The organism is Vibrio paracholerae, assembly GCF_037672085.1.
Classification (GTDB): Bacteria; Pseudomonadota; Gammaproteobacteria; order Enterobacterales; family Vibrionaceae; genus Vibrio; species Vibrio cholerae.
Genome location: NZ_JBBHLM010000002.1, coordinates 2,243,611 through 2,258,544, shown reverse-complemented (window position 1 = coordinate 2,258,544; position 14,934 = coordinate 2,243,611). Strand labels below are relative to the sequence as shown.

At 47.4% G+C, this 14,934-nt stretch carries 12 protein-coding genes; 11 read left to right on the top strand and 1 reads right to left on the bottom strand.

Translation table 11 applies throughout. The annotated features are described in order from the left end of the window. Window positions 1–63 precede the first annotated feature (63 nt). From rlmN to R4537_RS15325, 9 genes are all read left to right on the top strand, one after another. Entirely contained in the window at window positions 64–1,185 is a 1,122-nt protein-coding gene (gene rlmN, locus R4537_RS15365; RefSeq protein WP_071179606.1) for a dual-specificity RNA methyltransferase RlmN, read from the top strand. Window positions 1,186–1,498: 313 nt separating this feature from the next. Continuing rightward, window positions 1,499–2,569, top strand: coding sequence for a cytoskeleton protein RodZ (gene rodZ / locus R4537_RS15360; RefSeq protein WP_071179607.1), 1,071 nt, complete (start codon window positions 1,499–1,501; stop codon window positions 2,567–2,569). Window positions 2,570–2,579: 10 nt separating this feature from the next. Continuing rightward, the gene (gene ispG, locus R4537_RS15355; RefSeq protein WP_001163465.1) at window positions 2,580–3,704 is read left to right on the top strand and encodes a flavodoxin-dependent (E)-4-hydroxy-3-methylbut-2-enyl-diphosphate synthase; all 1,125 of its coding nucleotides are present in this window, start codon (window positions 2,580–2,582) and stop codon (window positions 3,702–3,704) included. Window positions 3,705–3,729: 25 nt separating this feature from the next. Then, window positions 3,730–4,998 (top strand): histidine--tRNA ligase, encoded by a 1,269-nt coding sequence (gene hisS / locus R4537_RS15350; protein WP_001140461.1) that lies wholly within the window; start codon window positions 3,730–3,732, stop codon window positions 4,996–4,998. A gap of 36 nt (window positions 4,999–5,034) precedes the next feature. Next, window positions 5,035–5,649 carry a YfgM family protein gene (locus R4537_RS15345; protein WP_071179608.1) on the top strand — a complete coding sequence of 205 codons (615 nt, stop codon included), beginning with the start codon at window positions 5,035–5,037 and terminating at the stop codon, window positions 5,647–5,649. A 12-nt stretch (window positions 5,650–5,661) separates the two neighbouring features. Beyond that, the gene (bamB, locus tag R4537_RS15340) at window positions 5,662–6,822 is read left to right on the top strand and encodes an outer membrane protein assembly factor BamB (protein ID WP_071179609.1); all 1,161 of its coding nucleotides are present in this window, start codon (window positions 5,662–5,664) and stop codon (window positions 6,820–6,822) included. Between the two features lie 192 nt (window positions 6,823–7,014). Next, the gene (der, locus tag R4537_RS15335) at window positions 7,015–8,499 is read left to right on the top strand and encodes a ribosome biogenesis GTPase Der (RefSeq protein WP_000249400.1); all 1,485 of its coding nucleotides are present in this window, start codon (window positions 7,015–7,017) and stop codon (window positions 8,497–8,499) included. Between the two features lie 53 nt (window positions 8,500–8,552). Then, window positions 8,553–9,437: an alanyl-tRNA editing protein gene (locus R4537_RS15330; RefSeq protein ID WP_071179610.1), complete on the top strand. Its 885-nt coding sequence runs from the start codon at window positions 8,553–8,555 to the stop codon at window positions 9,435–9,437. 304 nt (window positions 9,438–9,741) lie between these two features. Beyond that, window positions 9,742–9,975, top strand: a complete 234-nt coding sequence (locus R4537_RS15325; protein WP_000369855.1) for a zinc ribbon domain-containing protein — start codon at window positions 9,742–9,744, stop codon at window positions 9,973–9,975. On the opposite strand, the gene xseA is transcribed toward R4537_RS15325, so the two are convergent. Then, a complete protein-coding gene (xseA, locus tag R4537_RS15320; protein WP_071179611.1) occupies window positions 9,956–11,296 on the bottom strand; it encodes an exodeoxyribonuclease VII large subunit in 1,341 nt (446 codons plus the stop codon). The two genes, R4537_RS15325 and xseA, sit on opposite strands and share 20 nt — an antisense overlap. Before the next feature lie 207 nt (window positions 11,297–11,503). Between xseA and guaB the strand changes: the two genes are divergently transcribed. Then, window positions 11,504–12,967: an IMP dehydrogenase gene (gene guaB / locus R4537_RS15315; protein WP_000944162.1), complete on the top strand. Its 1,464-nt coding sequence runs from the start codon at window positions 11,504–11,506 to the stop codon at window positions 12,965–12,967. Between the two features lie 106 nt (window positions 12,968–13,073). Next, window positions 13,074–14,627: a glutamine-hydrolyzing GMP synthase gene (guaA, locus tag R4537_RS15310; protein WP_071179612.1), complete on the top strand. Its 1,554-nt coding sequence runs from the start codon at window positions 13,074–13,076 to the stop codon at window positions 14,625–14,627. Window positions 14,628–14,934 lie beyond the last annotated feature (307 nt).

Genomic DNA, 14,934 nt, shown 5'->3' with positions numbered 1-14,934 from the left:
GTTGCGAAATAAAGGCTGTACAATTCGCGCCCTTATTACTGTTCCGTCTTCCTGAGAGGCCCCATGACCACAGAAAAAGTCAATCTACTCGATTTTGACCGCAAGGGTTTGCGCACGTTTTTTGCCGAAGAACTGGGTGAGAAAGCGTTTCGTGCCGAGCAGGTCATGAAGTGGATTTATCACTTTGGTTGTGATGACTTCGATCAAATGAACAATATCAACAAGCAGCTGCGTGAAAAGCTCAAAGCCAAGTGTGAGATCCGTGCACCTTATGTCTCGGAAGCGCAACACTCGGCGGATGGCACCATCAAGTGGGCAATGCGTGTGGGTGATCAGGATGTGGAAACGGTTTACATTCCAGAAGATGATCGCGCAACCTTATGTGTGTCTTCCCAAGTAGGGTGTGCGTTGGAATGCAAATTCTGCTCAACGGCTCAGCAAGGCTTTAACCGTAACCTGCGCGTTTCAGAAATCATCGGTCAGGTTTGGCGTGCGGCACGTGAAATCGGTCTAGAGAAAGAAACTGGGCGTCGTCCTATCACTAACGTGGTGATGATGGGCATGGGTGAGCCTTTGCTGAACATGAAAAACCTCATCCCTGCGTTAGAAATCATGCTCGATGATCTCGGTTTTGGCCTTTCTAAGCGCCGTGTGACCGTTTCTACCTCAGGTGTAGTTTCTGGTTTAGAGCAGATGATTGGCCAAATCGATGTGGCTTTGGCTATCTCATTGCATGCGCCGAATGACAAGCTGCGTAGCGAAATCATGCCGATCAACGATCGCTGGAATATCGAAGCGTTTTTAGAGGTGGTGCGTCGCTATATTGCATCCTCAAATGCTAACCGCGGTAAGGTGACCGTTGAGTATGTACTGCTGGATCATGTGAATGATGGTACTGAGCATGCACACGAATTGGCTGAATTAATGAAAGGCACACCTTGTAAAATTAATCTGATCCCGTTTAACCCTTATCCGGGTTCTCCCTACAAGAAGCCAAGTAATTCACGCATCGACCGTTTCCAAAAAACCTTGATGCAATATGAGCATACCGTCACTATTCGTAAAACTCGTGGTGATGATATTGATGCGGCATGTGGTCAGTTGGTCGGAGATGTGATTGATCGTACTAAACGAACCAAAGCCAAACAAATTGATGGGCAAGTTATTCCAGTGAAAACACTGTAATTGATGTTATAAGATAAGCCAGAGATGTTTCTCTGGCTTTATTTTTGCCTAATATGGCAACAAATAACTGCGTTTAAATGTCAAATCAAAGAAAAACCTTGAGCTAACTGTGATTTATTGGCCATTTCTTTATTGTTTAGTCAACAATATCTATTAGAATGAGGCAAATTTCTCAAACTTGATTTGAGCTATACCCAAGCGACGCGCTAACCGATTGCACCGATTAAGTAAAGTTGTTCCATTACTACCTATAATCAAAAATAAAAGTGGATGGCTCAGCGACTTAGTCCTGACTAAGAGATTGAAATTACGGATGAATACTGAACAACAAAATTACAACCAACCTGAGACGACTGAGCAAGTAAACCAACCTGCTATCGAGAAAGTCTCCCCTGGCACTTTACTCAAACAAAAACGTGAAGATTTGGGGCTGACTCAGCGCCAAATCGCCGACCGCCTCAGATTACGTCTTTCTATTATCCAAAGCATTGAAGAGAACCGTTTTGAAGATGGTCAAGTTGCCACTTTTACTCGCGGTTATTTACGTTCGTATGCCAAAGCAGTGGGTATTGGTGAGTCCGAGATCTTGTGCGCTTTTGATGACAGTTACTGCCAAAAGCCAGAAGTTCTACCGGATATGAAAAGCTTCTCGAAAAAGACCAAGCGTCAGTTGCACGACAGTCGAATCATGCTGATCACTTGGGTGATCTTAGCGGTCATCATTGGTATGTCAACTTTGTGGTGGTGGCAAAATAGCCAGAAAAACAGCTTAATCCCGGATAAGACCACCATTGCGCCGAGCGCTATGTCTGATATTCAATCCAACAATGGCGCCAGTCTTGCTAATGAAGACTTCGCGACCGTTCCTCCACTCAATGAGCTACAATATGCGGCAACTGCCAGTGAAGAAGCGCCGATGAGCAGAGAGTCTCTTTCTGGTGAGGCCAGTGAATTGACTCCGCCAGCACCGAATGAAGCCGATGTGTTGACTGAGAAACCTGTGGCTGAAGAAACGGCGGCGGTATCTGTAGCGCCAGTTCAGCCTCAAGTGCAAGCTCCAGTTCAGATCCAACCTCAAGTTCCTGCGGCTGTGACTCAAACTGAAACGGCACCTAGCCGACCAGTGACCTCTTCAACTGAAAGCTCCACTGCTCTATTGGTGATGAATTTTTCTGCTGATTGTTGGATCCAAGTGAAAGATGCCAGCGGAAAAACACTGTCAACAGGTGTTAAAAAAGCAGGACAGAGTGTGAGTGTGAGTGGCCAGCGCCCTTATAAACTGGTGCTAGGTGCGCCAGAAGGTGTTTCAATCACATTAGCGAGTGAACCCGTTGACCTTTCTGGGTATACTTCCGGCAAAGTAGCAAGATTGACCTTACCTTAGAAAAATGTCTATGCAACATGAGTCTCCTATCAAACGTCGCCCTTCGACACGTATCTATGTGGGCGACGTTCCTATTGGTGATGGTGCGCCCATCGCCGTACAGTCAATGACCAACACCCGAACCACTGACGTGGCTGCCACGGTTGCGCAGATCAAGTCTTTGGAAAAAGTGGGGGCGGACATTGTGCGTGTTTCGGTTCCGACTATGGAAGCTGCCGAAGCGTTCAAACTGATCAAACAACAAGTCTCTGTGCCTTTAGTGGCCGATATCCACTTCGATTATCGTATTGCGCTAAAAGTGGCGGAATACGGTGTGGATTGTCTACGCATCAACCCGGGCAATATCGGTAACGAAGCGCGGATCCGCTCAGTGGTGGATTGCGCGCGCGATAAAGGCATTCCGATTCGAATCGGGGTGAATGGCGGCTCGCTAGAAAAAGATCTGCAACTGAAATACGGTGAACCGACGCCAGAAGCCTTAGTGGAATCGGCGATGCGTCATGTGGATATTTTAGATCGCCTCAACTTTGATCAGTTCAAAGTCAGTGTAAAAGCCTCTGATGTTTTCCTCGCGGTAGACTCCTATCGATTGCTGGCGAAAAAGATTGATCAGCCTCTGCATCTTGGCATTACTGAAGCCGGTGGCGCGCGTGCTGGTTCAGTTAAGTCAGCTGTAGGCCTAGGTATGCTGCTTGCGGAAGGTATTGGCGATACGCTGCGTATTTCGCTGGCGGCCGATCCGGTAGAAGAGATCAAAGTTGGTTTTGATATTTTAAAATCGCTGCGCATTCGTTCGCGTGGCATTAACTTTATTGCATGCCCAAGCTGTTCACGTCAGGAGTTTGATGTGATTGGTACCGTGAATGCCCTTGAGCAGCGTCTAGAAGACGTGCTGACACCAATGGATGTGTCAATCATTGGCTGCGTGGTGAATGGTCCAGGTGAAGCGGAAGTTTCTCATTTAGGCTTAGCGGGCAGTAATAAGAAAAGTGCGTTCTATGAAGATGGCGTGCGTCAAAAAGAGCGATTTGATAACGATGATCTCGTCGCTCAATTAGAAGCGCGAATTCGCGCTAAAGCGGCACGATTAGATGAAAAAAATCGCATCGATATCAAACAAGTAGAGCAAGATTAATCTCAACGATATAACGGTAAGAATTGTGGCAAAAACTATTCAAGCAATCCGAGGCATGAACGATTGTCTCCCAACCCAGTCTCCACTTTGGCAAAAAGTGGAAGGCGTGGTGAAAAATGTAATCAGCGCTTACGGTTACAGTGAAGTTCGTATGCCAATCGTTGAGATGACTCATCTATTTAGCCGCGCCATCGGTGAAGTGACCGATGTGGTGGAAAAAGAGATGTACACCTTTGAAGATCGCAATGGTGATAGCTTAACGCTGCGCCCTGAAGGTACGGCGGGCTGTGTGCGCTCTGGTATCGAAAATGGTTTGCTGTACAACCAAGAGCAACGTTTGTGGTATATGGGACCGATGTTCCGTCACGAACGTCCGCAAAAAGGTCGTTACCGTCAATTCCATCAGTGTGGTGTGGAAGTGTTTGGTCTAGATGGCCCCGATGTCGATGCTGAACTGATCATGATGACAGCACGTCTGTGGCGCGAATTGGGTATTGCACAACATGTGCGTTTAGAGCTCAACTCGATTGGCTCTCTAGAAGCTCGCGCTAATTATCGCACCGCTTTGATTGACTATCTTGAGCAGTACCAAAACGTACTGGATGAAGATTGCAAGCGCCGTATGTACACCAACCCGCTGCGTGTGCTCGATTCGAAGAATCCTGATGTACAAGCGATTTTAGGTGATGCCCCTCAGCTCTCTGATTATCTCGATGCTGAATCAAAACAACATTTTGCTGGCTTGTGTGAACTTCTGGATGCGGCAGGCATCGAATACACGGTTAACCAGCGTTTAGTGCGCGGCCTAGATTACTACAATCGCACGGTTTTTGAGTGGATCACCGAAAGTCTTGGCTCACAAGGTACCGTTTGTGGCGGCGGTCGCTATGATGGCTTGGTTGAGCAACTGGGTGGTAAACCAACTCCTGCGGTAGGTTTCGCTATGGGTTTAGAGCGTTTGGTGCTGATGATGGAAACACTCGGTAATACGGATGTCCGTCGCAGTGTAGACGTTTATATGGTGACTGCGGGTGAAGGTACTATGATGGCGGGAATGAAGCTTGCGGAACAGTTACGTGAGCAAGTGCCCGGCCTACGTGTGATGACTCACTTCGGTGGCGGCAATTTTAAAAAGCAATTTAAACGCGCGGATAAAGTGGGCGCGGCGATTGCCTTGGTTTTGGGTGAAGATGAAGTTGCAGCCCAAACCGTTGTGGTAAAAGATTTGGCGGGAGGCGAGCAGAATACTGTTGCCCAAGCTGAAGTAGCCAAACTACTGGCACATTTAGCCTAATTCTCCAGCAGCACGTTTTAAATAAGAGGACAGGAAGTGGAACTCTACGATACTGAAGAACAACAAGTTGAAGCGATAAAAGATTGGTGGAAAGAGAACGGTAAAGCGGTGATCTTTGGTGCAGTAATTGGCCTTGGTGGCCTATTTGGCTGGCGCTACTATCAAGACTCTGTGGTTGCTGCGCAAGAAGCAGCTTCACAAAGCTATAGCAAAGCGATCGATGCACTGCTGGCAAAAGGCATTGAATCAGAAGGTACCATCCAAACCTTTATTGACGCTAATAAAGAGACAGAATACGCAGTACTGGCTGCGATGCAGTTAGCCAAAGTTCAAGTGGAAGCTGGTCAGTTGGATGAAGCGTTAGCGCAATTGGAATGGGCAAAAGGGGCAACCAAAGATGCCGCATTGAAATTTTTACTGACATTCCGTGTTGCTCGTCTACAAGCTGAGCAAGGCCAATTTGATGACGCATTAACGCAGCTAAGCAGCATTCAAGAGAAATCTTGGGCAGGCCGAGTGGCAGAGCTACGTGGTGATATCTTGATGCGTAAAGGGGATAGTGCAGCTGCTTATGCCGCTTATACTGAAGCGCAACAGGCAGAAGATGCTAGCCAAACTCTACAAATGAAACTGGATGATCTCGCGAAGTAAGGGCACTCCCTGATGAAGAAGCTGTTCAATCAAGTGCTGGTCGCTGCGGGTGTGTTAGCTCTGCTCGCGGGTTGTGCTAGTGAAGAAGAAAACGTCATTATGGCGCCGCTGCCTGTCGTCAAAAGCGAATTTACGCCGAAAACACTGTGGAGCGCTTCGGTGGGCGATGGCGTTGGGCACTATTTCTCAAAGCTGGCTCCTGATTATGCTTACGACAAAGTCTTCGTGGCGAGTCGAGATGGGGTAGTAAAAGCACTTGATCCGCAAAACGGTAAGGTGATTTGGACTACGGATCTTGAGATTGAAGGCTCTGCACGCCTATCCGGTGGTATCACTGCTGCGTTTGGTAAAGTATTTATTGGTAGCGAAAATGGCGTAGTCAATGCTTTAGATGCTGAGACTGGTAAACCTTTATGGGCTTCGGCGATTGAAGGTGAAGTGCTAGCAGCGCCTGCAGCAGATAACAACATTATTATTGTGAACACCAGCCGTGGTGCTCTGATTGCACTTAACCAAGAAGATGGTGCACAGAAGTGGACGATCAGTACGGAAGTGCCTAACCTGACGCTGCGCGGCGATAGCCGTCCAACAGCGGTTGCTGGTGGTGTATTCTGGGGGACCCCAAGTGGCCGTCTGGCTGCGGCGATTGCTGAACGTGGTCAACTGATTTGGCAACAACCTGTCGGTCAGCCAAAAGGTGCAACCGAGATTGATCGCCTTGTTGATGTGGATGCCTCCCCATTGGTCATCGGTGGCACGCTGTTTACGGTTGGATTTAACGGACAATTGATCGCGATCGATTTACGTTCAGGCCAGCCAATCTGGAAACGCAATTACTCGTCAGCCACCGATATGGCGACGGATGGTAGCCGTCTCTATCTGGTTACCGATAAAGATCATCTGGTAGCGGTCGATACACGCAGCGGTACCGAGCTTTGGAGCAATACTCAGTTAGAGCATCGTTTGCTTACTGCGCCAAAAATGATTGATGATTATTTGGTGGTCGGCGATACGGAAGGTTATCTGCACTGGATTGACCGCAATAGCGGGGAATTTATTGCCCAGCAACTGGTTAATGGCAGCGGCTTTGCGGTGGGTCCGCTAGCGCTGAATGACGGTTACGTCATCGTGACTCGTAATGGCCAGATAAAGAAGCTGACGATTCAACAGTAAATTGTGATATGATTCACATGCGGCTCCTGGCTGGAAACAGTTAGGAGCCGTTTTATTGCCAGTGGCATCAGATTGATGGAGAGAAACTGCCCATCATAATGATGATAATGAAAGTGGTTATAGGTAAAAATTTAGCGCTTGTGACAGAGTGTTTACCTATAACTACATAAATGAAAGTTTGTAGAGGTTGTTATGGTACCTGTTGTTGCTCTTGTTGGGCGTCCAAACGTCGGTAAATCGACGCTGTTTAATCGACTCACTCGCACACGGGACGCATTAGTCGCGGATTTTCCCGGTTTAACGCGTGATCGCAAATACGGTCAAGCTAAGTTGGGTGAACACGAATTTATCGTGATCGATACTGGCGGTATTGATGGCTCTGAAGAAGGCGTTGAGACCAAAATGGCACAGCAATCGCTCGCTGCGATTGATGAAGCTGATGTGGTGCTGTTTATGGTGGATGGCCGCGCGGGTCTGACGGTTGCAGATGAAGCGATCGCTCAGCATCTGCGCCGCATTGAAAAGCCAGCAATTTTGGTTGTGAACAAAGTGGATGGTATCGATGCGGATGCCGCTTCGGCGGAGTTCTGGCAACTCGGTATGGATCAGATGTACCAAATTGCCGCCGCGCATGGCCGTGGTGTGGGCGCATTGATTGACCGTGCGCTGAATCCGTTTGCTGAGCAAATGGAATCTGAGCAAGCTCAACTTGAAGATCTGACCAACGAAGAAGATCCAGAAGAAGAGCAGCTAGAGTACAGCGAAGAAGAAGCGGAAGCCGAATACAAGCGCCTGCAAGACTTGCCGATTAAACTCGCGATCATCGGTCGTCCAAACGTGGGTAAATCAACACTGACTAACCGCATTCTGGGTGAAGAGCGAGTAGTGGTTTACGATATGCCGGGAACCACGCGTGACTCTATCTACATCCCAATGAAACGTGATGAGCGTGAATACGTGTTGATTGATACTGCGGGCGTGCGTCGCCGTAAGCGTATCAATGAAACCGTTGAGAAGTTTTCGGTAGTCAAAACCTTACAAGCGATTGAAGATGCTAACGTGGTACTGTTGGTGGTCGATGCGCGTGAGAACATCTCAGATCAAGATCTTAGCCTGCTTGGTTTTGCCCTAAATTCTGGCCGCTCCATCGTGATTGCGGTGAATAAGTGGGATGGCCTGAGTTTTGACGTCAAAGAACACGTGAAGAAAGAGCTAGACCGTCGACTGGGTTTCGTTGATTTTGCACGCATCCACTTTATCTCTGCACTGCATGGCACAGGTGTCGGTCACTTGTTTGAATCGGTGCAAGAAGCGTATCGCTCTGCAACCACGCGTGTGGGAACCTCTGTACTGACTCGTATTATGAAAATGGCCACCGATGATCACCAGCCGCCTATGGTGCGCGGCCGCCGTGTGAAATTGAAATATGCACACGCGGGTGGTTACAACCCACCAATCATCGTTATCCACGGTAACCAAGTGAACGAGCTACCTGATTCGTACAAGCGTTATTTGATGAACTATTACCGTAAATCGCTAGAAATCATGGGTACCCCGATTCGTATCCAGTTCCAAAATAGCGAAAACCCATTTGAAGGTAAGACCAATAAAATGACCCTCTCACAAGAGCGACAACGTAAGCGATTGATGAGCATGGTGAAAAACCGTAGAAAATAATTTATAAAGCCCAAGTTTACTTGGGCTTTTTTGTCTCTGAAGGAGAGAGATGCATGACCTATTGCGCAACAGAAGTCACCTTTCCACAAGGAATTACGTCACTAGAGACTCAAGTGATGTTGCTTCAGTCTCATCAAAATGGAATGGATATTGTCACCTACAGTACGCCTTTTCACCCTGTCAGTCATATTTGGCCCGATCATCCTGCTGACCGTGGAATCTTAATTTGGCAAGGTGATGAGTATGTCGTCACTGACTGTGTCGTGGGGGCGATTGAACAAGCCTCAGGTCATTTGTACGTTGGAAGTGATATCCCCGTGAAACGTGAAGAGAGTGGCTGGGTATTTGTGGTCATCCATCGTTTTGGCGAAGTCGCACCCTCATGCCAAGTGGGCGATAAGGTTCAGTTGCAAGTCGATACCCAATATCAAGCGAGTTTAAGCCGAGGTCATAGCGCAGGGCATTTAGCTTATTTAGCGCTCAATAAAGTCTTAGCACTGGGGTATTGGCGTAAAGATGCAGAGCGTAAAGACCCGCAGAGTTATTTTGACTTCAACAGCTATGCCCAAATCTCAAGTGATGTTACTCCTGATTGTTCAACCGATGTCTATCGTTTGGGGAAAACACTGCGTAAGCGCGGTTTAAATAGTGATGATGTGCTGAGAGATTTAAGTTTTATAGAACAAAAGACTAATGAACAGCTTGCGCAGTGGCTAGCTTTAGCCAGCCCAATTCGTCTTGAGTGCACGGGCTCAACTTTGACCGATTCACGTTATTGGGAATGTGACTTACATGAAGCCAATATCGCACGAATTCCTTGTGGAGGCACACACTGCAAGGGTTTAACTTCCTTTCAATCGATCCAAGTGACACTGAAACAAGTCGATGAACAGCATATTGAGGCAGTCAGTTGTGCACAACCCTCAGAATTTGAGTGATCTTTTCACTATATTCTGCTAATTGCCTTAAAGTACTATTTTTATAGTTTTTTAATCTGTTTAAAATTGAAATGCAGAATATGTAACTTATGCTTTCGGTGGGTGGTTATATAAAAGTTCTTTTCATGGCAGATCGCTGATCAAAACCTTTTGAGCAGAAGATCCGGTTAGGATCCTGCTTAAAAGAGTATCAGTTATTGGTTAATTAAGTCGCATCGATCTGAGTAGGCGTGATAAAGATCATGGCGTCGGATCCCATCTCGATGAATTATGTGACACAACGCAAAATGATAAGGAGAGTGCTATGGACAACCCATGTCCAACATGTGGCCAAGAATTAGAATGGACAGGTCAGTACCACTGCAGCGCTTGTACGGTAGATTACCGTAAAGTCGGATTTTGCCCTGAGTGTGGCAGTGAATTAGAAAAGCTACAGGCTTGTGGTGCGGCGAATTATTTCTGTAATCAGTGTAATGAGCTGAAATCGAAATCCAAAATCCGTTTTGTCTTCCAACCGCTTAACGGGAATTCACAGTAGAGAGAATCTCACCATCCATTAGCTGGGTGACTAAAGTGTCACCCGATTTCACTTGGGCGCTTTGGCGCACTAACTCACCTTGTGTGGTGCGTGTCACCGAATAGCCACGGGCTAATGTTGCAAGAGGGCTGACCGCATCCAACTTTTCACTCAACAAAGCGAGTTGATGGCGTGATTGGATCAAATAGCGTTGGAGCGACTGATTTATTCGCTGCTCTTGCTGGATCAGATTAAAACGCTGCTGGCGGATCAAGTGAATGGGCGAATGGAGCTCGATCTTATGGCTTAAGCGATCCCAGCGTTGCTGCTGAGTTGCCAGACGTTGCTGCATCTTTTGCTCAAGACGTAGGCTGAGTTCATCAAGTTGCTGCTGCTGGCGCTCTAAACGAGCTTGAGGATGCTGTTTATCGAGCTTGTGCTGTAAACGGGCAAATTGCGTATCTTGCTGCGCCAAATAATGGCGCATGGCACTAGCCAGTTTGGCTTGCCATTGATGGAGTGCTTGCTGTTTATGGCGATGATCACGGCTGACCAATTCCGCCGCTGCTGATGGGGTAGGTGCACGCACATCGGCGACAAAGTCAGCGATCGTCACATCGATTTCATGGCCTACTGCACTGATAATTGGGATTTCACTCGCAGCGATAGTACGTGCCACGATTTCATGGTTAAAACACCACAAATCTTCCAAAGAGCCACCACCACGACCGACGATCAACACATCGCACTCGGCGCGTGTATTCGCACGACCAATCGCTTGGGCGATTTGAATAGCCGCTTCTTCACCTTGTACGAGAGTGGGGTAGATCACCACAGGTAGATTCGGGTCACGGCGCTTGAGTACGTGCAAAATATCGTGCAAAGCCGCGCCAGTCCGTGAGGTGATAATCCCCACGCAGCGTGGATTTTCCGGCAATGGCTTTTTACGCGTCTGAGCAAACAAACCTTCGGCGGCAAGTTGCATCTTCAGTTGTTCAAACTGCTGCTGCAGACGGCCATCCCCTTCCGGTTGCATGCTTTCAAGAATAATTTGGTAGTCACCGCGCGGTTCGTAAAGAGAAAGTCGAGCTTTAACTAATACTTGCTGACCATTTTGCGGTTTGAAATTCACCAGACGATTATTGCCTTTGAACATAGCGCATTTAACCTGCGCTTGGCTGTCTTTTAAAGTGAGATACCAGTGACCAGAGACGGGAGCGGAGAAGTTGGAAATTTCACCCACCAACCAGACGATCCCCATTTCATTTTCCAGTAATAAACGAACTTCAGAATTTAAACGGGAAACGGTGTAGATATTTCGATTGGCGAGAGAAGAAGACAACGCTGATTCCTCAGACGTGGGTATGGAAATTAGCCGCAATATAATACATATCAAGGGGTGGAATGCAAATTAAAAATAGAAAAATGTGTAGTCAACCGATTGCTTCGGGCGTATAATCCGTCCGCAATATCAAATATAAATCCCTTTGTTACGCGAAACGATGAAGTGGATTTCCGTTGTTAACACTCCTGTTGTGAGATATTGCACATGCTACGAATCGCAAAAGAAGCTCTAACCTTTGACGATGTTTTACTCGTCCCTGCTCATTCCACCGTTCTTCCAAACACTGCCGATCTTCGCACTCGGTTAACCAAAAATATTGCGCTGAACATCCCTATGATTTCTGCGTCTATGGATACTGTTACGGAAGCACGTCTTGCGATCGCTCTGGCTCAAGAAGGCGGCATTGGCTTTATTCACAAGAATATGTCGATTGAACAGCAAGCAGCTCAAGTTCACCAAGTGAAAATCTTTGAAGCTGGTGTGGTTACTCACCCTGTCACTGTCCGTCCAGAACAAACCATTGCTGATGTTATGGAACTTACCCATTACCACGGTTTTGCGGGTTTCCCTGTTGTCACCGAAAACAATGAACTGGTTGGTATTATCACTGGCCGTGACGTTCGTTTCGTTACTGATCTCACCAAATCCGTGGCTGCTGTGATGACGCCAAAAGAGCGCCTCGCGACAGTCAAAGAAGGTGCAACGGGTGCAGAAGTGCAAGAAAAAATGCACAAAGCGCGTGTTGAAAAAATTCTGGTGGTGAATGATGAGTTCCAACTCAAAGGCATGATCACCGCGAAAGATTTCCATAAAGCCGAAAGCAAGCCTAATGCGTGTAAAGATGAGCAAGGCCGTCTGCGTGTGGGTGCCGCTGTCGGTGCAGCACCGGGTAACGAAGAGCGTGTTAAAGCGCTGGTTGAAGCCGGGGTTGACGTTCTACTGATCGACTCTTCTCATGGCCACTCCGAAGGGGTTTTACAGCGTATTCGCGAAACTCGCGCAGCTTATCCACACCTTGAAATCATTGGTGGTAACGTGGCGACAGCTGAAGGTGCGCGCGCACTTATTGAAGCGGGCGTAAGCGCAGTGAAAGTGGGTATCGGTCCTGGCTCAATCTGTACCACGCGCATTGTCACTGGCGTGGGCGTTCCACAAATTACTGCTATTGCTGATGCAGCGGGTGTGGCTAACGAGTACGGTATTCCTGTTATTGCTGATGGCGGTATTCGTTTCTCTGGCGACATTTCGAAAGCGATTGCGGCGGGTGCTTCTTGCGTGATGGTTGGCTCAATGTTTGCTGGTACTGAAGAAGCCCCAGGTGAAGTGATCCTTTACCAAGGCCGCTCTTACAAAGCCTACCGTGGAATGGGTTCACTGGGTGCGATGTCAAAAGGTTCATCAGATCGTTACTTCCAAACCGATAACGCGGCAGACAAGCTGGTTCCAGAAGGCATCGAAGGCCGTATCGCTTATAAAGGCCATCTGAAAGAGATCATCCATCAACAAATGGGCGGCCTACGCTCTTGTATGGGTCTGACTGGCTCAGCCACAGTAGAAGATCTGCGTACTAAAGCTCAATTTGTACGCATTTCTGGTGCGGGTATGAAAGAGTCTCACGTACATGATGTGCAGATCACCAAAGAAGCACCAAACTACCGTCTGGGCTAAGCGTAAACGTTTGCTTAAATGCTTGATGAGTCAATGTGAGGCGAGTAGACTCGCCTCCGTTGAAGAATCCCCCGTATTAATACTCGGCTGATAAGACTGCTAAACAATGACTAAGAATATTCATGACCAACGAATTCTGATCCTCGATTTCGGATCTCAATATACCCAGCTAGTAGCCCGTCGCGTGCGCGAGATCGGTGTGTACTGTGAGCTGTGGAGCTGGGATGTGGAAGAGGCGGACATTCGCGAATTCAATCCGGACGGCATTATTCTTTCGGGTGGCCCTGAAAGCGTGACCGAAGCCAATTCACCACGAGCCCCACAATATGTGTTTGACAGTGGTGTGCCTGTCTTTGGTGTTTGCTACGGCATGCAGACCATGGCTGAGCAGTTAGGAGGTCGTGTCGCGACTTCTGATGAGCGTGAATTTGGATACGCTCAGGTACAAATTTCTGGCGAATCGGCGCTATTTAAAGATCTCGATCTCACGCAAGACGTTTGGATGAGCCACGGAGACAAAGTGGTCGAAATCCCAGCGGATTTCGTGAAAATCGGTGAGACCGATACCTGCCCATACGCTGCGATGGCCAATGAAGAGAAGAAATACTACGGCGTGCAGTTCCACCCCGAAGTGACACACACCAAAAACGGTTTACAGATGCTGGAGAACTTTGTTCTGGGCGTGTGTGGCTGTGAGCGTCTGTGGACTTCTGAATCCATCATCGAAGATGCGGTTGCTCGTATCAAAGAACAAGTGGGTGACGATGAAGTGATCCTTGGCCTGTCGGGCGGTGTCGATTCTTCTGTCGTAGCCATGCTGGTGCACCGCGCGATTGGCAACCGCTTAACTTGTGTGTTCGTGGACAACGGACTACTTCGTTTAAACGAAGGCGAGCAAGTGATGGAGATGTTTGGTGATAAATTTGGCCTCAACATCATTAAAGTCGATGCAGAAGAACGCTTCCTAAAAGCGCTAGAAGGCATTGATGAGCCTGAAGCAAAACGCAAAACCATCGGTCGTGTGTTTGTTGAAGTGTTTGATGAAGAATCGAAAAAACTGAAAAACGCAAAATGGTTGGCGCAAGGCACCATCTATCCAGATGTGATTGAATCTGCCGCCTCAAAAACCGGTAAAGCGCATGTGATCAAATCGCACCACAACGTGGGCGGTTTGCCTGATGACATGAAAATGGGCTTGGTTGAGCCACTGCGTGAACTGTTTAAAGATGAAGTGCGCAAGATTGGCCTTGAGCTTGGTTTGCCTTACAACATGCTTTACCGCCACCCATTCCCAGGCCCTGGCCTTGGTGTGCGTGTACTGGGTGAAGTGAAGAAAGAGTACTGTGATTTACTGCGCCGTGCAGATGCGATCTTTATTGAAGAGCTGCACGCAGCGGATCTGTACAACAAAGTTTCTCAAGCCTTTACTGTGTTCTTGCCAGTGCGTTCTGTGGGTGTCATGGGCGATGGCCGTAAGTACGATTGGGTGGTATCACTGCGCGCAGTCGAAACCATCGACTTTATGACTGCACATTGGGCACATCTACCTTATGAATTCTTGGGTAAGGTTTCCAACCGCATTATCAACGAAGTGAATGGCATTTCTCGCGTAGTGTATGACATCTCAGGTAAGCCACCCGCGACCATTGAGTGGGAATAATGATCCTTTAAGAAGGGTCTGACACTAACAGGCACTAAATCATATCTAAGTCCGCGTAATTGCGGACTTTTTTATGCAGTAATTGTTATTGTTTTGAGGTTTTTATATTCAAACTAACCAATTGGTTTGGAGTTTGAATTTTTTATTAACTTACTAATGAATTTCTTAAGTTTCTTAATCTTGCGTTTACTTTGTTTTTTCTATGCATGTAATACTTATTGTGCATTGTTGAATTTTTATTGAATTTTCAATGTGTATATAAATTTAGTATTTTACTTCCTATGATGAGAAATTTTTGTTTGCCAAT